At 68.4% G+C, this 21,641-nt stretch carries 15 protein-coding genes and 1 tRNA gene; 6 read left to right on the top strand and 10 right to left on the bottom strand.

Annotation, left to right across the window (positions count from 1 at the left end):
• Positions 1-12 precede the first annotated feature (12 nt).
• The 10 genes from prfA to J7E94_RS22150 form a co-directional block, all read right to left on the bottom strand.
• On the bottom strand, positions 13-1,092 hold the full coding sequence (gene prfA, locus J7E94_RS22195) for a peptide chain release factor 1 (RefSeq protein ID WP_215018142.1): 1,080 nt from the start codon (positions 1,090-1,092) through the stop codon (positions 13-15).
• Positions 1,093-1,218: 126 nt separating this feature from the next.
• On the bottom strand, positions 1,219-1,437 hold the full coding sequence (gene rpmE / locus J7E94_RS22190; protein WP_215018140.1) for a 50S ribosomal protein L31: 219 nt from the start codon (positions 1,435-1,437) through the stop codon (positions 1,219-1,221).
• Positions 1,438-1,598: 161 nt separating this feature from the next.
• A complete protein-coding gene (locus J7E94_RS22185) occupies positions 1,599-2,699 on the bottom strand; it encodes an LCP family protein (protein WP_215018138.1) in 1,101 nt (366 codons plus the stop codon).
• 278 nt (positions 2,700-2,977) lie between these two features.
• The gene (rho, locus tag J7E94_RS22180; protein WP_215018136.1) at positions 2,978-5,161 is read right to left on the bottom strand and encodes a transcription termination factor Rho; all 2,184 of its coding nucleotides are present in this window, start codon (positions 5,159-5,161) and stop codon (positions 2,978-2,980) included.
• A gap of 428 nt (positions 5,162-5,589) precedes the next feature.
• Positions 5,590-6,516, bottom strand: a complete 927-nt coding sequence (gene thrB / locus J7E94_RS22175; protein WP_215018135.1) for a homoserine kinase — start codon at positions 6,514-6,516, stop codon at positions 5,590-5,592.
• A gap of 302 nt (positions 6,517-6,818) precedes the next feature.
• The gene (thrC, locus tag J7E94_RS22170) at positions 6,819-7,889 is read right to left on the bottom strand and encodes a threonine synthase (RefSeq protein WP_215018132.1); all 1,071 of its coding nucleotides are present in this window, start codon (positions 7,887-7,889) and stop codon (positions 6,819-6,821) included.
• 6 nt (positions 7,890-7,895) lie between these two features.
• Positions 7,896-9,185, bottom strand: coding sequence for a homoserine dehydrogenase (locus tag J7E94_RS22165; protein WP_215018172.1), 1,290 nt, complete (start codon positions 9,183-9,185; stop codon positions 7,896-7,898).
• Between the two features lie 159 nt (positions 9,186-9,344).
• Positions 9,345-10,736, bottom strand: a complete 1,392-nt coding sequence (lysA, locus tag J7E94_RS22160) for a diaminopimelate decarboxylase (RefSeq protein ID WP_215018130.1) — start codon at positions 10,734-10,736, stop codon at positions 9,345-9,347.
• 19 nt (positions 10,737-10,755) lie between these two features.
• Positions 10,756-11,757: an ArgS-related anticodon-binding protein NrtL gene (nrtL, locus tag J7E94_RS22155; RefSeq protein ID WP_215018127.1), complete on the bottom strand. Its 1,002-nt coding sequence runs from the start codon at positions 11,755-11,757 to the stop codon at positions 10,756-10,758.
• Between the two features lie 82 nt (positions 11,758-11,839).
• On the bottom strand, positions 11,840-12,313 hold the full coding sequence (locus tag J7E94_RS22150) for a response regulator (RefSeq protein WP_308345421.1): 474 nt from the start codon (positions 12,311-12,313) through the stop codon (positions 11,840-11,842).
• A 106-nt stretch (positions 12,314-12,419) separates the two neighbouring features.
• On the opposite strand from J7E94_RS22150, the gene J7E94_RS22145 reads away from it, so the two are divergent.
• The 6 genes from J7E94_RS22145 to J7E94_RS22120 all read left to right on the top strand — a co-directional run bounded on the left by J7E94_RS22145 (position 12,420) and on the right by J7E94_RS22120 (position 21,570).
• Positions 12,420-12,491, top strand: a tRNA-Arg gene (locus J7E94_RS22145).
• A 110-nt stretch (positions 12,492-12,601) separates the two neighbouring features.
• Positions 12,602-16,165, top strand: a complete 3,564-nt coding sequence (locus J7E94_RS22140) for a DEAD/DEAH box helicase family protein (protein ID WP_215018122.1) — start codon at positions 12,602-12,604, stop codon at positions 16,163-16,165.
• A gap of 389 nt (positions 16,166-16,554) precedes the next feature.
• Positions 16,555-17,739, top strand: a complete 1,185-nt coding sequence (locus tag J7E94_RS22135; RefSeq protein ID WP_215018120.1) for a restriction endonuclease subunit S — start codon at positions 16,555-16,557, stop codon at positions 17,737-17,739.
• Positions 17,736-19,292 carry a class I SAM-dependent DNA methyltransferase gene (locus J7E94_RS22130; RefSeq protein WP_215018119.1) on the top strand — a complete coding sequence of 519 codons (1,557 nt, stop codon included), beginning with the start codon at positions 17,736-17,738 and terminating at the stop codon, positions 19,290-19,292. The genes J7E94_RS22135 and J7E94_RS22130 overlap by 4 nt, the downstream gene beginning before the upstream one ends.
• Before the next feature lie 74 nt (positions 19,293-19,366).
• Entirely contained in the window at positions 19,367-20,017 is a 651-nt protein-coding gene (locus tag J7E94_RS22125) for a hypothetical protein (RefSeq protein WP_215018117.1), read from the top strand.
• Positions 20,018-20,217: 200 nt separating this feature from the next.
• Positions 20,218-21,570: a hypothetical protein gene (locus J7E94_RS22120; protein ID WP_215018116.1), complete on the top strand. Its 1,353-nt coding sequence runs from the start codon at positions 20,218-20,220 to the stop codon at positions 21,568-21,570.
• The last annotated feature ends 71 nt before the right edge of the window (positions 21,571-21,641 follow it).

Raw genomic sequence — 21,641 nt, 5'->3', positions numbered from 1 at the left:
GTGGAGCAGTGGTCAGTGCGCGGCCGCGAGCTTCGCGGCGGAGTCCGTGTCGACACAGGCCTGGATGACCGCGTCGAGGTCGCCGTCGAGCACCTGGTCCAAGTTGTACGCCTTGAATCCGGTCCGGTGGTCCGAGATCCGGTTTTCCGGGTAGTTGTACGTGCGGATCTTCTCGGACCGGTCCACGCTGCGCACCTGGCTGCGGCGCACGTCGGAGGCCTCCTGCTCGGCGGCTTCCTGCGCGGCGGCCAGCAGGCGCGAGCGCAGGATGCGCATGGCCTGCTCCTTGTTCTGGAGCTGGCTCTTCTCGTTCTGGCAGGAGGCGACCACACCGGTGGGCAGGTGCGTGATGCGCACGGCCGAGTCGGTGGTGTTGACGGACTGGCCGCCGGGGCCCGACGAGCGGTACACGTCGATGCGGAGGTCGTTCATGTTGATCTCGACCTCGACCTCCTCGGCCTCCGGGGTGACGAGCACGCCGGCGGCGGAGGTGTGGATGCGGCCCTGGGACTCGGTGGCCGGAACCCGCTGGACGCGGTGCACGCCGCCCTCGTACTTCAGGCGGGCCCACACGCCCTGGCCGGGCTCGGTGGCGCCGTTGCCGCCCTTGGTGCGGACGGAGACCTGGACGTCCTTGTAGCCGCCGAGCTCGGACTCGGTGGCGTCGATGATCTCGGTCTTCCAGCCCACGCGCTCGGCGTAGCGCAGGTACATGCGCAGCAGGTCGCCGGCGAACAGCGCCGACTCGTCGCCGCCCGCGCCCGCCTTGACCTCGAGGAGCACGTCCTTGTCGTCGCTGGGGTCGCGCGGGACCAGCAGCAGGCGGAGCTTCTCGGTGAGCTCCTCGCGCTCCGCTGTCAGCTCCTTGACCTCGGCTGCGAAGTCGGGGTCGACGGCCGCGTACTCCTTGGCCGTCTCGATGTCCTCGGCGGACTGCTTCCAGGCGCGGAAGGTCGCGACGATCGGCGTCAGCTCCGCGTAGCGCTTGTTCAGCTTGCGCGCGTTGGCCTGATCCGAGTGGACCGAAGGGTCGGCGAGCTTCTTCTCAAGATCGGCGTGCTCGCCGATCAGTTCCTCGACCGCCTCGAACATCGGGGGCTCCTGTGGTGAAAAGTACGAAAAAACGGGCTTGGGCAACGGGCTGGACGACGACAAAGGCGCCGGTCCGGCCACCCCCGTATGGACAGGGAGCGGCCGGTGACCGGCGCCTGGGTCGCGCTACTTCTTGGCCGCACCCTTGCCGAAGCGAGCCTCGAAGCGGGCCACGCGGCCACCGGTGTCGAGGATCTTCTGCTTGCCCGTGTAGAACGGGTGGCACTCGGAGCAGACCTCGGCACGGATGGAGCCGTTGGTCAGCGTGGAGCGGGTGGTGAACGACGCGCCACAGGTGCAGCTGACCTGGGTCTCGACGTACTCGGGGTGGATCTCGCTCTTCAAGGTGTCTCCTAGATTCGGGAGGGCGCCGGGTCGCAGGAGCCGAATTGCGCGCTGCGTGAACCGGGGCCGACAGACCAGTCTGCCAGGACGGGGCTGCCTGTCAAAATTCTGAGGACGCCTCCCTCAACGGAGCGGGGCCGGCATCTATTCCGCGCGGGTCCTCATTGGACGATCGAGCCCGCGGTGCTCTTGTCGCCGCTCGAATTCACGGTGGCCTCGGCAGGGATCGGCTGGTCGGCCAGCAGGGCGCTCCAGACCATCGTGGACTCCTTGGCCAGCGGGGCGACGCGGTTGCTGTCACGGGCGTCGGTGGTGACCGGGAGCGTGATCATCTGCATGTCCTTGGCGTCGATGCCCTGGAGGCCCTGGGCGAAGCCCATGAGGGATTTCACGTCACCGAGCGCCTTGTCGGTGGTGATCGCCTTGGTCGCGTTGTCGGCGAGGTCGAGCAGCCTCTTGGGGCTGTCGAACAGCCCGATGCTCTTGACCTGCTTGATCAGTGCCTTGATGAAGGCCTGCTGGAGCTGTATTCGGCCCAGGTCGCTGCCGTCGCCGACACTCTTGCGGGTGCGGACGAGGCCGAGGGCCTGCTCGCCGTTGAGCTTGTTGGGGCCGGCGGCGAGGTCGAGATGGCTGGCCCCGTCCTTGATCGGCTTGGTCGTGGTCACCTCGACGCCGCCGAGGGTGTCGATGATCTTCTTGAAGCCGGTGAAGTCGACCTCGATGTAGTGGTCCATGCGGATCCCCGACATCTTCTCGACGGTCTTGACCGCACAGGCGGCCCCGCCGATCGTGAAGGCCTCGTTGAACTGGGTGCGCGAGCCGCCGGGGTCGGTCTTGCCGTTGGGCAGCGCGCAGGAAGGCCGCGGGACCATGGTGTCGCGGGGTATCGACACCACGCCGGCCTTCTTGTGGCCCTCGTACAGGTGGATGATCATCGCGGTGTCGGAGCGCGCGGAGCCGCCGTCGTCCTGGCCGTATTCGCCGTTGGCGCCGCCGCGGGAGTCGGAGCCGAGGACGAGGATGTCCATCGAGCCGTTGTCCACGTTCTGCGGGCGGTCGGTGCCGAGCGCCTGGTCGATGTCGACGGTCTTCAGGTTGCCGTTGAACTTGACGTAGAAGTAGCCGAGGCCCGCCCCGCCGAGCAGCACCACGCCCGCTGCGCTCCACGCGGCGATGACGAGGGCTCTGCGGCGCGCCGGCGGTTTCCGTCGGCGCCGGCCCGCGGCTCGCCGGCCGCGGCCGTTGCTCTCCTCGCTCATGCTCTCCTCAGTCCTGGGTCCGTTCCCGGTGCTCAGCGTCTGCTGACACAGACGGGGGAACGCGTTCCAGGGTTCCACGGCCGGCGCGGCCCCCCGACCTGTGCGAAAGCGCGCCCCTTCCGGGATGAGCGCTGCGTCATGACCCATCCACCTGGGGTTTTGCCACCGGATTCCGTACGGAGGGGAAGGGCTCATCCGGAGCCGCCGTGTGCGCAAGAGCACAGCCGCCCCCGCCGCGGGTGCGGCGGGGGCGGCTGTGGTGATGCCGGGGACTACCGTCAGTCGTCGTTCTTGCCCGACGGGGTCGTCTTCGCGATCTGCATCAGGAACTCGGCGTTCGACTTCGTCTGCTTCATCTTGTCGAGAAGCAGCTCGATCGCCTGCTGCGAGTCGAGCGCGTGCAGCACCCGGCGCAGCTTCCAGACGATGGCGAGCTCCTCCGCGTTGAGGAGGATCTCCTCCTTGCGGGTGCCCGACGGGTCGACGTCGACAGCCGGGAAGATGCGCTTGTCGGCGAGCTTGCGGTCGAGCTTGAGCTCCATGTTGCCGGTGCCCTTGAACTCCTCGAAGATCACCTCGTCCATGCGCGAGCCGGTGTCGACCAGCGCGGTGGCCAGGATGGTCAGCGAGCCGCCGTCCTCGATGTTGCGCGCGGCACCGAAGAAGCGCTTCGGCGGGTACAGCGCGGTCGAGTCGACACCGCCGGACAGGATGCGGCCGGAGGCGGGCGCCGCGAGGTTGTACGCGCGGCCCAGACGGGTGATGGAGTCCAGCAGGACGACCACGTCGTGACCCAGCTCGACGAGACGCTTGGCGCGCTCGATGGCCAGCTCGGCGACGGTGGTGTGGTCCTCGGCCGGGCGGTCGAAGGTCGAGGAGATGACCTCGCCCTTGACCGACCGCTGCATGTCGGTGACCTCTTCCGGACGCTCGTCGACCAGGACGACCATCAGGTGGCACTCGGGGTTGTTGACGGTGATCGCGTTGGCGATCGCCTGCATGATCATGGTCTTGCCGGTCTTCGGCGGGGCCACGATCAGGCCGCGCTGGCCCTTGCCGATCGGCGACACGAGGTCGATGATGCGGGTCGTCAGCACGCCCGGGTCGGTCTCCAGACGGAGCCGGTCCTGCGGGTAGAGCGGGGTCAGCTTCTGGAACTCCGGTCGGCCGCGCCCGGATTCGGGCGCCATGCCGTTCACCGAGTCCAGCCGCACCAGGGCGTTGAACTTCTCGCGACGCTCGCCGTCCTTGGGCTGGCGCACGGCACCGGTGGTGTGGTCGCCCTTGCGCAGGCCTGCCTTGCGGACCTGGGCGAGGGAGACGTACACGTCGTTGGGGCCGGGCAGGTAGCCCGAGGTCCGGATGAACGCGTAGTTGTCGAGGATGTCGAGGATGCCCGCGACGGGGATCAGGACGTCGTCGTCGGCGACCGGCTGCTCGGTCGGGGCGAACTCGTCGCGGCCGCGACGGCCCCGGCGGTCGCGGTAGCGGCCGCGACGGCCGCGACGGCCGCCCTCGTCGTCGAAGTCGTCCTGCGGACCGGTGTCCTGGCGGTCCTGACGCCCCTGCTGGCCCTGCTGCTGGCGGTCCTGACGGCCGCCCTGCTGCTGACGGTCTTGACGGTCCTGACGGTCCTGACGACCGCCGCCCTGGCCCTGGACGGCCGGCGCACCCTGACCCTGGCCGCCCTGCGCGCCCTGGCCCTGACCGCCCTGGCCGCCCTGACCCTGGCCGCCTTGGCCCTGGTCGTCGGCCTTGGCACCACGGTCACGGCGGTCGCGCTGGCGGTCCCCGCGCTCGGCACGGTCGCCGCGGTCACGGCGGTCGCGACGGCCGCGGCCCTCGCCGTCCTGGCCCTGCGCCGGGGCGGAGACGGCGGTGGCCGCTTCCGCCTTGGCGTCGGCCTGCGGGGCGACGGTGACGGTCTCGGTCTTCTGCTCGACCTGCACGGCGGCGGCGGGGGCCGAGGCCTCCGGGCTGCCGGAGGGGGCGGTGGCCCGACGGCGGCGGCGCTCGCCGACCGGGGCGTCGTCTCCCCCACGCTCGGCTTCGCTCACGCGGGAGGGGCCCCCAGCCGGCTGCCCGGGGATCTCGATCTGGGCCTGCGCGGCAGGCTTCTCGGCGGGCGCCTCGACGGCGGCCTCGCCCGTACGGGCCTTGCTGGTGGCACGGCGCTTCGGCTTGGCCTCGGCGGTGTCGGCGGCGCCCGCGGTGGAGGACGCGGCCTTGGGGGCACTGCCGCCACCCGCCTGCGCCTCCTTGATGACCTCGATCAGCTGGCTCTTGCGCATCCGCGCGGTGCCCCTGATGCCGAGGCCCGACGCGACCTGCTGCAGCTCGGCCAGGACCATGCCGTCGAGGCCGGTGCCGGTGCGGCGGCGCTTGGGCGCGGCGCCCGCGGCGGGGGCACTGGCGTCGACAGTGGTGTCGGCAGCGCCCATCAGATCGGTGGTGTCGCTCACGAAGGGTCCTTCCCTGGAGCGGACGTCGGCCTGTCTGGCTCGGCGACCGGTTGTGCTGTCCGACAACAGTCGATGTCCTGAGGGGTCATGGACTGCAGCCGGGGCGGTGGTCCGCCGGTAGAGATACGGCGGAGAGATACGTGCATGGGTGGTTCCGGCGAGAAGCCCCCGAGCTGGAAGCGTGGGAATGTCACGCCGATTCCGGAGCGTGCTCGAAACTGCTGGAAGTGATCAAAGCAGTCGGGGAGGCTCCCGGAAGAAATGTGGTCCCGAATGGGGACGCTGAGCACCGAGCCATGGCGGCTTCGGATACGCACTTGAGGTTAACACTACCGGATCCAACAGACATTCCCCCTCTCGATCACCGGCAATCGCGCCCTTCCGCGCGGGCGGCCTGCCCTGGCCGCCCGCTCCTGACCGGCCCGGGCTCAGCCGCCCTGGGTGCCCAGCGGAAGTACGCTCGCGCCCGCGGCGTCGAGCGCGAGCCGGTTGGCCGCCCACCCCTCGCCCGCGAGCTGCGCGACCTTGTCGGCCGCGCCGTTGTCGACCAGCGCCAGGACCGTGGGGCCCGCGCCGGAGATGACCGCGGGGATGCCGTCCGCCCGCAGTCGGCCCACGAGTGCCACGCTCTCGGGCATCGCCGGGGACCGGTACTCCTGGTGGAGCCGGTCTTCGGTGGCGGGCAGCAGGAACTCGGGACGCCTGGTCAGGGCCTCCACGAGCAGGCCCGCGCGGCCCGCGTTGACGGCCGCGTCCACGTGCGGGACGCTGCGCGGCAGCAGGCCGCGCGCGGTCTCCGTCAGGACCGGCTTGGAGGGGACGAAGACCACCGGAACGATGGAATCGGCGGGCTCCATCCGGATCGCCTTGGCGCTGCCGCCGTCCATCCACGCCAGGGTGAAGCCGCCGAGCAGACAGGCGGCGACGTTGTCGGGGTGTCCCTCGATCTCGGTGGCGAGCTCGAGGAGGGCCGTGTCGTCGAGCTTGGCCTCTCCGCCTATGGTCACGGCGCGGGCGGCGACGATGCCGGCGCAGATGGCGGCGGAGGAGGAGCCGAGGCCGCGGCCGTGCGGGATGCGGTTGGCGCAGACGACCTCGAGGCCGCGCGGCTGGCCGCCCAGCAGGTCGAAGGCGGTGCGCATGGAGCGTACGAGCAGGTGGCTCTCGTCCCGCGGGAGGGTGTCGGCGCCCTCGCCCGCGATGTCGATGTTCAGGCCGGAGTCGGCCACCCGGACGACGACGTCGTCGTAGAGCCCCAGGGCCAGGCCGAAGGCATCGAAGCCCGGGCCGAGGTTGGCACTGCTGGCGGGGACGCGCACCCGTACGGCGGCGGCGCGGAACGCTGGACCGGCCATCGTCCGATGACACTCCTTGTTACTGTGCGAGATCTTCGCTCTTCGCTGGCTCGCTGCGAATGTACTGGAGAACGTACGACACCCGAAGGCCCTTGGGGCAGCACCACGGTCATATGCGCGGTGGCGGATGTAAGTACAGCGTAGCGAAGGAAGGTTCTCTCGCGACATAGGGCGCACAGGAGGCGCACGATGCGTGTCGCGGGTGCCGCGGCCTTCGGCCGCACTTTTGTCTTCGTACGGGGTGAGTTGCCGGGTTCCGGAGGGTCTTGCGGGCCTCCGGAACCCGGCTCTCGGGTGGTGCGTCAGACCAGGCCGAGGCGGACGGCCGCGGCTTCGGCGTCCACCGGAACGGTCACCGGCTGCGGAGCTCCGGCGATCGCCCAGTCGGGGTCCTTCAGGCCGTTGCCGGTGACGGTGCACACGATCTTCTGGCCCGGGTCGACCAGGCCCAGCTCGGCGGCCTTGAGCAGGCCGGCCACGGAGGCGGCCGAGGCGGGCTCGACGAAGACGCCCTCCTGCGCGGCCAACAGCCGGTAGGCGGCGAGGATCTGGCGGTCCGTCACCTCGTCGATGAAGCCGCCCGACTCGTCGCGCGCGGCCAGCGCGTAGTCCCAGGAGGCCGGGTTGCCGATGCGGATCGCGGTGGCGATGGTGTGCGGCTCCTTGACGACCTCGCCGCGCACGATGGGCGCGGAACCGGAGGCCTGGAAACCCCACACGCGGGGCGTACGGGAGGCCAGGCCGTCGGCCTTGTACTCCTTGAAGCCCTTCCAGTACGCGGTGATGTTGCCGGCGTTGCCGACGGGCAGCACGTGGATGTCGGGGGCGTCGCCGAGCGCGTCGACGATCTCGAACGCGGCCGTCTTCTGGCCCTCGATGCGGACCGGGTTGACCGAATTGACCAGCGCCACCGGGTAGTTGTCGGACAGTGCGCGGGCCAGGTTCAGGCAGTCGTCGAAGTTGCCGTCCACCTGGAGGATCTTGGCGCCGTGCACCAGGGCCTGGCCCATCTTGCCGAGCGCGATCTTGCCGCGGGGCACGAGCACCGCGCAGACCATCCCGGCGCGCACCGCGTAGGCGGCGGCGGAGGCCGAGGTGTTGCCGGTGGAGGCGCAGATGACCGCCTTGGCGCCTTCCTCCTTGGCCCGGGTGATGGCCATGGTCATACCGCGGTCCTTGAAGGACCCGGTGGGGTTCGCCCCCTCGACCTTCAGGTGGACCTCACAGCCGGTGCGCTCGGAGAGCACCTGCGCGGGGACGAGGGGAGTGCCGCCCTCGCGGAGCGTGACCACGGGAGTCGTGTCCGTCACCGGCAGGCGGTCCCGGTACTCCTCGATGATGCCGCGCCACTGGTGGGTGCGATTGCTGCTCATGGGTCCTTACTCCCCTTCAACACGCATGATGCTGGCGACACCGCGGACGGTGTCCAGCTTCCGCAGCGCGTCGACGGTCCCGGAGAGGGCGGCGTCGAGCGCTCGGTGAGTGACGACGACGAGGGAGGCCTCGCCGTCCTTGCCCTGCTGGGTGACGGTGTCGATGGACACGCCGTGCTCCGCGAAGACCGTCGCCACCTGGGCGAGGACGCCCGGCTTGTCGGCCACATCGAGGCTGATGTGGTAGCGGGTGACGACCTCGCCCATGGCACTGACCGGCAGCTGGGTGTACGCCGACTCGCCCGGCCCCGTTGCCTCGGCGAGCTTGTTGCGGCAGACGGCGACGAGGTCGCCGAGCACCGCGGACGCGGTCGGCGAACCGCCCGCGCCGGGCCCGTAGAACATGAGCCGCCCGGCGGCCTCCGCCTCGACGAAGACGGCGTTGTACGCCTCGCGGACGGAGGCGAGCGGGTGGCTCAGCGGGATCATCGCAGGGTGCACGCGGGCGGTGACGGACTCACCGTCGGCGGCGCGCTCCAGGATCGCCAGGAGCTTGATGGTGCAGCCCATCCGCTTGGCGGAGGCGAAGTCGGACGCGCTGACCTCCGTCATGCCCTCGCGGTAGACGTCGTCGAGGCGGACCCGGGTGTGGAAGGCGATGCCGGCCAGGATCGCGGCCTTGGCGGCGGCGTCGTAGCCCTCGACATCGGCGGTGGGGTCGGCCTCGGCGTACCCGAGGGCGGTGGCCTCGTCGAGCGCCTCCTGGTAGCCGGCGCCGGTGGAGTCCATCTTGTCGAGGATGAAGTTCGTCGTGCCGTTGACGATGCCCATGACGCGGTTGATCTTGTCGCCCGCCAGGGACTCGCGCATCGGGCGGACCAGCGGGATGGCGCCGGCGACGGCGGCCTCGTAGTACAGGTCCAGCCCGTGCGTCTCGGCGGCGGCGTGCAGCGCGGCGCCGTCCTGGGCGAGGAGCGCCTTGTTCGCGGAGACGACGGAGATGCCGTTCTCGAAGGCGGTGGTGATCAGCGTGCGGGCCGGCTCGATGCCGCCGATGACCTCGATGGCCACGTCGATGTCGCCGCGTTTGAGGAGGGCGGTCGCATCGGTGGTGATGAGCGCGGAGTCGATGCCCTCGCGCACCTTGGAGGGCCGCCGTACGGCCACACCGGCGAGCTCGACGGGCGCGCCGATCCTCTGGGCGAGGTCGTCGGCGTGCGTCGTCATGATGCGCGCCACCTCTGAGCCGACCACTCCACAGCCCAGCAGCGCCACCTTCAGCGGACGCGTACGCATCATTCGACCTACGCCTTTCGTCTTCCTTCAGTACCCCGCGCGCGGTTTGCGCGGGGGGTGAGAACCAGTCTCACTCAATGGACAGCAGTTTCCACCCTCGGTCCATTGAGTGAGACACCTATTTTGGGGGTCTGGGGCCTTCTCCCAGAAATATGGAGATCATCCGAGGTCGAGGCGCAGGAGATCTTCCTCCGTCTCGCGCCGGACGATCACCCGGGCCTGTCCGTCACGCACGGCGACGACGGGCGGACGCAGCGCGTGGTTGTAGTTGCTGGCCATGGAGCGGCAGTAGGCACCGGTGGCGGGCACGGCGAGGAGGTCGCCGGGGGCGAGGTCGGCGGGCAGGAACGCGTCCTTGACGACGATGTCGCCGCTCTCGCAGTGCTTGCCGACGACGCGGGAGAGCATCGGCTCGGCGTCGGAGGTGCGGGAGACGAGGGTGACGGAGTACTCGGCGTCGTAGAGGGCGGTCCGGATGTTGTCGGACATCCCGCCGTCGACGGAGACGTACGTCCGCAGGCCCTCGAGCGGCTTGATCGTTCCGACCTCGTAGAGGGTGAAGGCGGTGGGTCCGACGATGGCGCGGCCGGGCTCGACGGAGATGCGGGGCGCGCGCAGGCCCGCGCTCTCGCACTCCCGCGCGACGATCTCGGTGAGCGCCTTGGCGATCTCGTGGGGCTCGCGCGGGTCGTCGTCGGGGGTGTACGCGATGCCGAGCCCGCCTCCGAGGTCGATCTCGGGAAGCTCGACTCCGTGCTCGTCGCGCACGGCGGCCAGCAGCTGGACGACCCGCTTGGCGGAGACCTCGAAGCCGGCCATGTCGAAGATCTGCGAGCCGATGTGGGAGTGGACGCCGAGCACCTCGAGGCTGTCGTGCCCGAGCGCCCGCCGCACGGCCTCGGCGGCGGCCCCGTCGGCTACGGCGATCCCGAACTTCTGGTCTTCGTGAGCGGTTGCGATGAACTCATGCGTATGCGCTTCCACCCCGACCGTCACGCGGATCTGGACGGGCTGGCGCACGCCCAGCTCACGGGCGATGTGCGCGACGCGGGCGATCTCCTGGAAGGAGTCGAGCACGATCCGCCCGACGCCGGCCTCGATGGCGCGGCGGATCTCGGCCTCGGACTTGTTGTTGCCGTGGAAGGCGATGCGCGAGGCGGGCATCTCGGCGGCGAGGGCGGTGGCCAGCTCCCCGCCCGAGCACACATCGAGATTCAGCCCTTCCTCCTTCAGCCACTTCACGACGGCCTTGGAGAGAAACGCCTTCCCCGCGTAGAAGACATCGGCGTCCTTGCCGAAGGCGTGCGCCCAGGCCCGGCACCGAGCCCGGAAGTCCTCTTCGTCGAGGAAGAAGGCGGGAGTCCCGAACTCCTCGGCGAGCCGGGTCACTTCGATGCCGCCCACGGCGACCACGCCATCGGCATTGCGCTGAACGGTCCGCGCCCAGACCTTCTCGTCGAGGGCGTTCAGGTCGGCGGGCGGCGGAGAGTAGTGCCCCTCGGGCAGGACGTCGGCGTGGCGGGGCCCGGCGGGGTGCGCGGAGCGGCTCATCGGTATCTCTTTTCGCAGGTCACAAACGTGTCGGTGCATCTATGCCGAGGAGGGCCAGGCCGCCGGCCAGCACCGTCCCGGCGGCTTCGGCAAGAGCCAGCCGGGCGCGGTGGGCGGCCGAGGGTTTCTCGTCCCCCTTGGGCAGTACGCGGTACTGGAAGTCGAGCAGCGCGTCCGCCAGCTCGACGAGGTGCCGGGTGAGGCGCTCGGGCGCCCGGTGGTGCGCGGCGGCTTCGAGTACGAGGGGGTGGCCGGCGAGCACGCGCAGCAGCTCGGGGGCGTCATCCACGTCCCCGACGACGGGCCCGAATCCCAGCTGCCCCGCATTCCTCAGCAGCGCCCGGCTGCGCGCATGGGCGTACCGCACCCGGAAGAACTCGCTCCCCTCGCCCTGGAGCAGCAGCACGTCGCAGAACGCGGGGGTCTCCCGGGCCGGCACGGCCAGCATCCCCCACCGCGCGGCGTCGGCCCCGTAGCGCTCGACGACGTCCGCGTCCCGCTTGGCGAGGGGCGCGACGGGAAGGGCGTCGGGCACGTCCTGCTCACTGCCGCCCTGGCTGCTCAGGAGCCGCAGCACGGTCTCCCGTACGACGCGCTCGCGCAGCCCGAGACCGATTTCGACGGTGGCGTCGGTGTCGGCATTGGCATCGGTGACGACCGCGGCCCCTCCCCGCACGTCCCGGATCACGATGTCCTGGACGATCGCTTCCTGGATGACGAGGGGGGCGGACGGCGGGGGCAGTACGAAATTGAGGAATCCGGCACCCGTGACGGCAACGCGCTCGATCCCCGGCTCCCGGCCGAGCCGGCGGGCCAGCACGTCCGCCACCTCGCGGGGCGCACATCCGGCCCCCTTGGCGACCTGAAAAGCAACGGGGGTGGCATACTCCCCCACCCCACCGGGCCGGGTCCTCTCCACGACAACCCGCTCGGGCACGACCACACCGGCCGCCAGCTCCCCGTCCTCCACGGCGCAGCGCACGGCGCGTACGACGGTACGGGGGAGGTCGGCGGGGTTCACGGGACCAGCCTAGGGGAGACCCCCTCTCACCCCGCGAAGGGTTTCGCCATGTGAAATAAGGCGCCACATACAAAGGACGGGATCAGCCCCTCCCCCTCCCGGCGGGAGCCCCTTTCCTCCCGTCGCGCCGGTCCTTGCGCTCGACCAGCCGCCACACGACGCGCACCAGCTCGGCCGGCTCGAAGGGCTTGGCGACGAAGGCATCCACCCCGGCCCCGATCCCGGCCTCCACCTCGTACTGCGTACAGGCGCTCACGATCACGACGGGCACATCCCTGGTCCGCGGATCGGCCCGCAAGTGCGCGGCGGCCCCGAACCCGTCCAGCCGGGGCATGACCACATCAAGGGTGATCACGTCGGGACACACGTGATGCACGACGTCCAGACACTCGGCACCATCGTTCGCGGTCACGACCTCGAAGCCCTCCAGCTCGAGATTGACCTTGATCAGCTGCCGGATGACCTTGTTGTCATCGACAACAAGCACCCGGCCTGAGATGCCTGGCACAACTCGAGAGTAGGTCGAGCCGAGCCCCCGCGTCCGGGTTTTTGCCACTTCCACCCCGCCCGAGCGACGCACCCCCGCTCCCCCGCAAAAGGGGTTCCTGATCACCCCGCGGAAGCTGGTAGTGTTCAACCCGTCGCCGCACAGCGAACGACACGCCCCCGTAGCTCAGGGGATAGAGCAACGGCCTCCGGAGCCGTGTGCGCAGGTTCGAATCCTGCCGGGGGCACTTCGCAGGAAGTGCCGAAGACCCTCCAAACAGTGTTCGTACTGTTGGAGGGTCTTCTTGCGTTCTGCACGATGGATACCCGCTGAGACCACGATTCGGGGGACAGACACGTGGACGACCGGCTTCGCGACTTCGCGAAAGCATCACCGAACTTCGGGCTCCTGCACCGGCATCAGCCCTTGCTCGCTCTGTACGGAGCCTCGGCAGAGGCAACGGTGTTCACGCACCCCAACTCTTCCCTGGTTCAGGCGGGGCAGTTCGGCGAAGTACTCGCGGAAGAGCTGGTCACCCGGATCGGCATGCGGATCGAAGGTGACCGGCAGGTCGACCGGCTGATCGCCCTGACCCGGGCCGGGGTTCTCGTCCCCGAGGTCCGCAACGACTTCGACCAGCTGCGCCGCGACCGCAACAAGGCCGCCCACAACCACCTGTTCGACACCTCGCGCGCCCTGGCCGCCGTACGCGTCTGCTACAAGCTGGGCCTCTGGTTCCACGACGCCATCGAGGGCCGCCGTACGGTCGCCGAGTTCGTGCCGCCGACCGACCCGGGTGAGACCGCCCAGGTCACGGACCCGGCCGAGTTGGCCGAGCTTCGCGAAGCCCTGGCCGGCCACCGCGACGCTCTGACACAGGCGCGCATCCGGCTCACCGAGTCCAGCAGCGCCCTTGAGGCCGAACGCAAGGCGCGGGCCGAGGCCGAGCGTCTGATCACCAGCGCCGACGCCAACAAGGCGGCCGCGCTGGCCGCCCGAGTCGACGAGCTGACCGCCCAGATCGATGAGCTGCGCGGCGTCCAGCGGGAGAAGTACGAGGCCGCGCGCCGCGCGCCGCGGCAGGTCGACGCCAAGCGGCGCGAGGCGATCATCCACCGCGCGCAGCGTCCCGCCCCGCTCAACGAGGTGCAGGCCCGCGAGAGCATCGACGCGATGCTGCATGCCTCGGGCTGGACCATCCAGGACCGCGACCAGATCAACCCGGGTGCGAACAGCGGTGTAGCCGTCCGCGAGTTCACCCTCGCCGCCGGCCGTGCCGACTACGTGCTGTACGTCGACGGCCGGATCGTGGGTGTGATCGAGGCCAAGCGCGAGGGTGATCACCTGTCCAGCGCGGTCGAGCAGAACGACCGGTACGCGGCCGGAGTCCTCAAGGAGCACCGCCTGGCCGTGTGGCACGAGGCGGAGCCGTTCGCCTTCCGGTACGCGACGACCGGCACGGAGACCTACTTCATCAACCGGCTCGACCCCGACGCCCGCTCCCGTGAGGTGTTCTCCTTCCACCGTCCGGAGACGGTGGCGGCCTGGATGCGGCGCGCTGACGAGAACCCGGCGGCGCCCACGTTCCGTGCGGCGCTGCGCCGACTGCCGGTGCTGGAGCCGAACGGCCTGCGGCTGGCCCAGCTCGACGCGATCACGGGGCTGGAGAAGTCCCTGGGCGAGGACCGGGCGCGGGCTCTGATCCAGATGGCGACGGGCGCGGGCAAGACTTTCACCGCCGTGGCGCAGACGTACCGGCTGCTCAAGTACGCGAAGGCGCGACGCGTGCTGTTCCTCGTCGACCGCAACAACCTGGGTCGGCAGGCGTACGACGAGTTCCGCAAGTTCACGACGCCGGACGACGGGCGCAAGTTCTCCGACATCTACAACGTCGAGCGGCTCGGCGCGGCGGGCCTTCAGGACGCGTCGTCGGTGACCATCTGCACCATCCAGAAGATGTACTCCCTGCTGCGCGGGGAGGCGCTCCCCGAAGACGATCAGGCGGACGAGGCGTCGGACGACGCGGCGTACGAGGACACGTACGCGACCGACCGGCCCATCGAGGTCTCCTACAACGCGGCCGTACCGATCGAGTCCTTCGACCTGATCATCGTGGACGAGTGCCACCGGTCGATCTACGGGCTGTGGCGGGGCGTACTGGAGTACTTCGACGCTCACCTGGTCGGCCTGACCGCCACGCCCACGCTCCAGACCCTCGGCTTCTTCGGCCGCAACCTCGTCTCCGAGTACACCTACCCGCAGGCCGTCGCAGACGGCGTGAACGTCGACTTCGACATCGTGCGCGTCAAGACCGACCTGCGGGAGAACGGCGGCGCGACGATCGAGGAGGGCACGACGGTCCGGGTCAAGGACCGCAAGACCCGGAAGCAGCGCTACCAGGAACTGGACGACGACTTCACCTACACGACCGGGCAGATCGGCCGGTCGGTGGTGGCGGTGGACGAGGTCCGGGCCGTGCTGACGCTGTACCGGGACAACTGGCAGCGCTGGTTCCCCGGCCGGAAGGAACTTCCGAAGACGCTGATCTTCGCGGTCGGCGAGGATCACGCCGAGGACGTTCTGGCCCAGGTGAAGGAGGTCTTCGGGCGGGGCGACGACTTCGCGAAGAAGATCACGTACAAGAGTCGCCAGGCTGGCGAGGACCCCGACGAGCTGATCCGTTCGCTGCGGACCTCGCCCCGGCTTCGGGTGGCGGTCACCGTCGACATGATCGCCACGGGGACGGACATCAAGGCCTTGGAGTGCGTGATCTTCCTCCGGGAGGTCCGCAGCGCGGTGCTCTTCGAGCAGATGAAGGGGCGCGGCGCCCGGACCATCGACGCGACGGAGCTCCAGGAGGTCACCCCGGAGTCCGACTCGACGGTCCGCAAGGACCGCTTCGTGCTGGTGGACGCGGTCGGGGTGACTGACTCCCCGCTGGTGGACGCGAAGCCTTTGGTACCGGCCGGGCCGCGGCAGGTAGCGCTGGCCAAGCTGCTGGACAAGGCGGGTACGAAGTCGATCAGCGCGAACGAGGCGGAGATCCTGGCGGGACGGCTGGCGCGGCTGAACCAGCAGCTGACGGCGGACGAGCGGGAACAGCTGACACAGGCGGCGGGCGGAGTCACCCTGTCCGAGATCGCGGGCGCGATCGTCAAGGCGGTGGACCCGGACCGGCAGGAACGAGTACGGGATGAAGGCGGCCCGGCGGCGGCCCGTGCGCTGATCGAGAACGCGATCGCGCCGCTGACGGAGCGTCCCGACCTTCGGCGCCACATCATGGAGATCCGCCGGGACAAGGACTACGTCTTCGACGAGTTCACGGCGGTCGAGGTGACCGATGTGGACGAGGTCCCGCGCGAGGTGCGGGCCCGAGAGCAGGTCAACCGGTGGAGCCAGCTCCTGAAGGACAAGCGCGACGAGATCGCGGCGATCAGCATAGCGCTGACCAGCCCGCGTTCGGTCTCGCCGGGCGAGGCGTACGCGGCCATGCGTGAGCTGGCGACGGAGATCCACCGCCCGCACTACGCGTGGACCCCGAAGGTCCTCTGGACGTACTACGAGGACCTGGGCGCGGCGGTCCACTCCCCCAGCCGCGAGGCCGGCGTCCCCGACCTCATCTCGCTGATCCGGTACGAGCTGGGCATGGACGCGGAGCTGCGGCCGTACCGGGATACGGTGGAGGAGCGCTTCGAGGGCTGGCTGCTGAAGCAGCGCCAGGCGGGAGCGGAGTTCTCGGAGAAGCAGCTGTGGTGGCTGCGGTCGATACGGGATGTCGTGGCAAGCGATGTGGGTATCGGCCCGGCCGAATTTAACGCGGAGCCCTTCAAGGGCGAGGGCGGCGGCCGGGGCTTCCAGCATGCCTTCCCGGGGCGGGACGTCCGGTCTTTGCTGAGTGAGCTGAATCGAGAGTTGGCGTGAGCGGGTTGGGTGACGTGGAACTTCCAGCGGGATGGACATCAGTCCGCCTCGCGAACCTGTTGAGCGAGCCTCTCATCAATGGCCGTTCGGTCAAGACCATGGAGGGCGGGTTCCCCGTTCTCCGTCTTACCGCCCTCAAGCCGGGAGGCATCGACTTTTCTCAGCACAAGAGGGGCGCGTGGACGGCAGAACAGGCCGCGCCCTTCCTTGCATCCGAAGGAGATTTCCTCCTGAGTCGCGGGAATGGGTCCTTGAAATTGGTGGGGCGAGGGGCTCTCGTCCGCCGCGTACCGTTTCCATCGGCATTTCCCGACACCATGATCCGGGTTCGGACGCACCCCGACCTAATTACTCCGGGCTATTTGCGCCAAATCTGGGAGTCTCCCATCGTGCGGACCCAGATCGAGAAGGCGGCACGCACCACCGCAGGCATCTACAAGATCAACCAAGAGATCCTGGAAGCAATCAGGATCCCGCTACCGCCGCTCACTGAGCAGCACCGCATCGTCGAAGCCCTCGAAGACCACCTTTCCCGGCTCGATGCCTCTGCGGCTTCTCTTGACAAGGCACAGATCCGCTCCCGAGCTCTTCAGAGATCAGCCGTCGAACGGGCAATGAATGGCGCCTTGGTCAGCCCTAGTGATGAAGATGGGTTGGTCGATGACCTGCTCGAACGGGTAAATGACTATCTATCTCTTACCGCCTCGAAGGGTGGACGCCGCAAGCGGGCAGAGCCAGCCGCCCTCAGTCCGCATATCCGCCTGCCATCTCACTGGTCCGTCCAACCTCTAGGCAGACTTTGCCGCAATATCGAGTACGGGACCTCAGCCAAGGCACACACAGATCCGGCTGAGGGTGACGTGCCCGTACTGCGAATGGGAAACATCCAGGACGGCCACTTGGATCTGCAGAAGCTCAAGTATCTTCCGGTTGATCACCCGGACATCACGAAGCTAACACTAATTGACGGCGATCTTCTGTTCAACCGCACCAACAGTGCGGAACTGGTCGGCAAGTCAGCCATATACCGGTCCAACATGGGCCCTGCAACTTTTGCCTCATATCTCATCAGATGTCAGCTCGCCCCTGGCATCGAACCAGAATGGGTGAGCCTGTGCATTAATAGTCCTGAAGGACGGCGGTACGTGGCATCCGTTGCTACTCAGCAGGTCGGACAGGCCAACGTAAACGGAACCAAACTGGCGGCCTTCCCAATCCCAGTGCCACCCCATGCCGAACAGCTAAGGCTGCTTGGAGAGCTGCGCGAATGGCACGAAACAGTTGATCGCACTGCCGCCATCACCAGCCGCGCGCTTCATCGATCCGCCCACCTGCGACAGTCTCTGCTGAGGCACGCCTTCAGTGGCAAGCTCGTTTCCCAGGACCCCGCCGACGAGCCCGCGTCCGTACTGCTGGAGCGGATCACGGGCGAACGGGAGGCGCAGCACGGCGGGAAGGTCAAGCGGGCCGCGCGGAGGCCCCAGAAGCAGGCGGCCACCGCAGCGGCTCCGCCGCCACCCGCGAGCACGACCCCCGCCCCCACCACCGCCGTTCAGCAGGAGCTTCCGCTGTGACCCCCGCATCCCCCGCCCAGGCCCACGCCCACACCAACACCCTGGTCGCCAAGCTCTGGAACTACTGCAACGTCCTGCGCGACAACGGCCTGTCCACCATCGAGTACGTCGAGCAGCTCTCATACCTGCTCTTCCTCAAGATGGCCGACGAAATCACCTCTGACCCCTTCACCGAGAAGGAGGCCAAGGCCGTCGTACCTCCGGAGTACGACTGGCAGTCGCTCGCCTCCAAGAAGGGCATCGACCTCGAAGTCCACTACCGGGAGATCCTCGCCGCCCTCGGCAAGAATCCCGGCACCACCCTCGGCACGATCTTCGCCAAGGCGCAGAACCGCATCACCGAGCCCGCCCTCCTGGAAAAGTTGGTCGTCGACCTCATTGGCAGGGAGGACTGGACGATCCAGGGCACGGACCTCAAGGGCGACGCCTACGAAGGCCTGCTCGCCAAGGGCGCCGAGGACACCAAGACCGGCGCCGGCCAGTACTTCACCCCTCGCGCGCTCATCGACGCGATGGTCGACGTCATGCAGCCCCGCCCCGAGGACACCATCACCGACCCCGCCTGCGGAACCGCCGGCTTCCTGATCGCCGCGCACTCCTACATCCGCAAGCACCACATGCAGAACCTCTCCCGCGAGGATCGGCTCGCCCTCGGCGACGGCAAAATCTGGGGCAATGAGCTGGTGACCGGCACCGCCCGGCTCGCCGCGATGAACATGCTTCTCCACGGCATCGGTGACGCCGACGGCAAGTCCCTCATCACGGAAGGCGACGCCCTCGCCGACAAGCCCGCCCGTCACGCCTCCCTCGTCCTCGCCAACCCGCCCTTCGGCAAGAAGTCGGCCATCACCGTCATCGGTACCGACGGCAAGGCCGACAAGGAAGACATCTCCTACGAGCGGGACGATTTCCGCGCCACCACCACAAACAAGCAGCTCAACTTCCTCCAGCACATCATGTCGCTGATGGAGATGAACGGCCGCGCGGCCGTGGTCCTCCCCGACAACGTCCTCTTCGAGGGCGGCGCGGGCGAGAAGGTGCGCCGTCGCCTGCTCGAAGAGTTCGACCTGCACACGATCCTGCGCCTCCCGACTGGCATCTTCTACGCGGGCGGCGTGAAGGCCAACGTCCTATTCTTCGAGAAGAAGCCGCCCCGCAGCAAGGGGGCCAACACCTCCAAGCTCTGGGTGTACGACTTCCGCACTGCCAAGCACTTCACCCTCAAGCAGCACCCGCTCACCCGTGCCGCTCTGGAGGAGTTCGTCGAGGCGTACCTGCCGGGCAAGTCGCGCACCGAACGCGTCGAGACCGAGCGCTTCAAGTGCTTCGACTATGAAGAGCTGATCGCCCGCGACAAGGTCAACCTCGACATCACGTGGATGAAGGACCCGGCACTCGACGACGCCGACAGCCTGCTCCCGCCCGAGGTGATCGCCCAGGAGATCGTCGAGGATCTGCAGGCGGCCCTCAGCGAGTTCGCTGCTATCGCGGAGGCGCTGGGTGGCGAGATCTCGGCCGATACGGATGAGATCCAGCCAGGCGAAGCCGACTGACATCAATCGGGTTGACCCGCCCCCGTCCTCGCCGGGATCTTGAAACAGTTCAAGCAGCGAGACGGGGGCATCCCATGGCAGTTCCGTATCCGCAGACGCGCGAGTTCCAGGCGTTCCGCACCAACATCGAGTACGCCCGGAAGATGGTCGTGGCCGGCCAGAGTCTGGCCGCGTTCCAGTCCCCCGTCTTCGACATCGGCGACTTCTACCGTGCCGCCTGGGTGCAGGCCGTCAGCGCGATCGACCACTGGTTCCACGAGGAGCTGTTCCGCCGGGTGGCGGAGCTCGCGGCCCAGGACAGTCCGGACATGCCGTACCAGCTGCGCCAGTTCGAGCTCCCGCTCGTGAAGATCGAGGAGGTCCAGCGGGGTACCACCACGCTGGCGGACGCCGTCCTGGAGGGCGTGAAGGCGAAGTGGGGCAACGCGTCCCTCCAGAACCCGCGCAAGATCAGCGAAGCGCTGAAGCTGGCGACGGAGGAGAACATCTGGGCCAAGGCTGCGGCCCAGCTCAACGAGTGGAACCACGGCCGCACCTCGATGACCGAGCAGACCCTGAAGAAGCAGTACATCTCCATCACCGAGCGCCGCAACAAGATCGCTCACTACTCGGATCTGATCGACGGGTCTCTGAAGCAGCGCAGGCCCATCTCCGACGCGGATGTCACCGACGCGATCGACTGGGTCGAGCGGATCGCTCTCGCGATCGCCAAGGTGCTGGGCTGACGCTCGGGCGCCGAGTGGGGGGCGATAGTTTCAGCCGGACGCAGTCCGCCGAAGTACATGCAGGTGAACTGGACGACCGGGGCCCGGACACGTGACCGCTTGCTTCCGCCAGCCTGTGGCCGAATGGCAGTAGCTCACTTGCTGAACGGTTCTGGACCCACAATGCAGGTCAACCCTCTGACGCGCGCAGGAGGCCATAGATGCTCGCCGTCGCTCTGGTGCACAGCACCGCGTTGATGCTGGAACGGCTGCCCGAGAAGCCTCCGGCATGGTTGACGCGTGGTGAGCGGACCTTCGCCTATCCGCACAAGGAGTGGAGGAAGCCACGCGTGTGGTGCCTCGCCTTCTTCACCGACCGCCATTCCAGCTACGAGCAGCGCAAGATCATCGGAGTGGGCAGTGTTTTCCCGGGCAGACGATCAGGCACCTACGAGCGAGCACTGATCGCACGCGATTTCACCGTATTCGAGCGACCTTTGCCGCTTGTCGAGCTCGAGAGTGCCATGGGGGCAGGCCGCCGGTTCCTGAAGGATGACGGGCGCATGCCGCCGGCGGCGGGCCGCAATCTGCTCGACGCCGTCCGAAACCTGCGGCGAGAACTGAGCGAGGTGTTGGACGGCCTGGAGATCGGCCTGGGTGCCAATCCTCCTACAGGGGAGGTCGGAGAACGGCTGAGCCTTGAGAAGGACGCTGTGGGCACCCTCCTGGAAGCGACCGGAATGGACCGCGATCCCCTCGAAGCGTGGCAACCGCCGCCGCTTCATGCGGAAGACCCTCGCTCCCGCTCCATCCCATTCCTCGAAGGGTTGCCCGCTCTCCGACAGATCGAGGACCAGCAGATCGTCCATGATTACATGCATTTTCCCGGCATGGGCGGGGAGAACGCCGTACAGGTCGGCTGGCGGATCTACCGCCGCAGCACCGAGTCGCCTCACCGGTTGTTCGTCTTCAACGCCAATCGCACTAACGCGGAGTCCGTGATGGGCGTCGACATGATCTACGTCAACGAGTACGCGCACAGCGTGGCAGTGGTCCAATACAAGCGCATGCGCCAGAGCGGGAGCCGCTGGGTCTACTGGCACGACGGCACTGGCGAGCGTGAGCTGAAGCGGATGGAGGCCGTGGATGCCGACTGTGAGGCCGAGGACGCGTGGTGGAGTATGAGCCACGCCCCCGAGGCGGTCGGAGATCCGCGCCTGGTCACCACGCCGAGCATGGTCAAGCTTTGCCGAACCACTCCCTTCATGATGAACTCCGCCGCGCTCATCCCTGGCATGTACCTCACGCGAGAGCACTTCTGGGAACTGCTTCAGCGCCCCGAGGCCGAGGGGCCATCCGGTGGGACACGCATCGTCGAGCAGTCAATCCCCCGATATCTGAACAACACCACCTTCACCACACTGCTCAGGGATGGGTGGATCGGCACGCGCGGCACCGGCTCGGATCACGTCATTGAACTGATTCGGAGAAGTCTGTCCTCGGAGGGTCCCGGCTCCGTCGTCGTAGGTATGCACCGGAGCGAAGTTCCTCCCGGCAACCGCCGAGTCAACTGACGCTTCCCACACCGGGAGCAATCAGCCCGTCTGTCACGGGTACCGCCCGTTGATCTGCTCACCGTAAGTGC

The sequence above is a fragment of the Streptomyces sp. ISL-94 genome, assembly GCF_018614075.1.
GTDB lineage: Bacteria > Actinomycetota > Actinomycetes > Streptomycetales > Streptomycetaceae > Streptomyces.
Note: the sequence above shows the minus strand (reverse complement) of the source record. Positions and strands in the feature narration are given on the sequence as shown.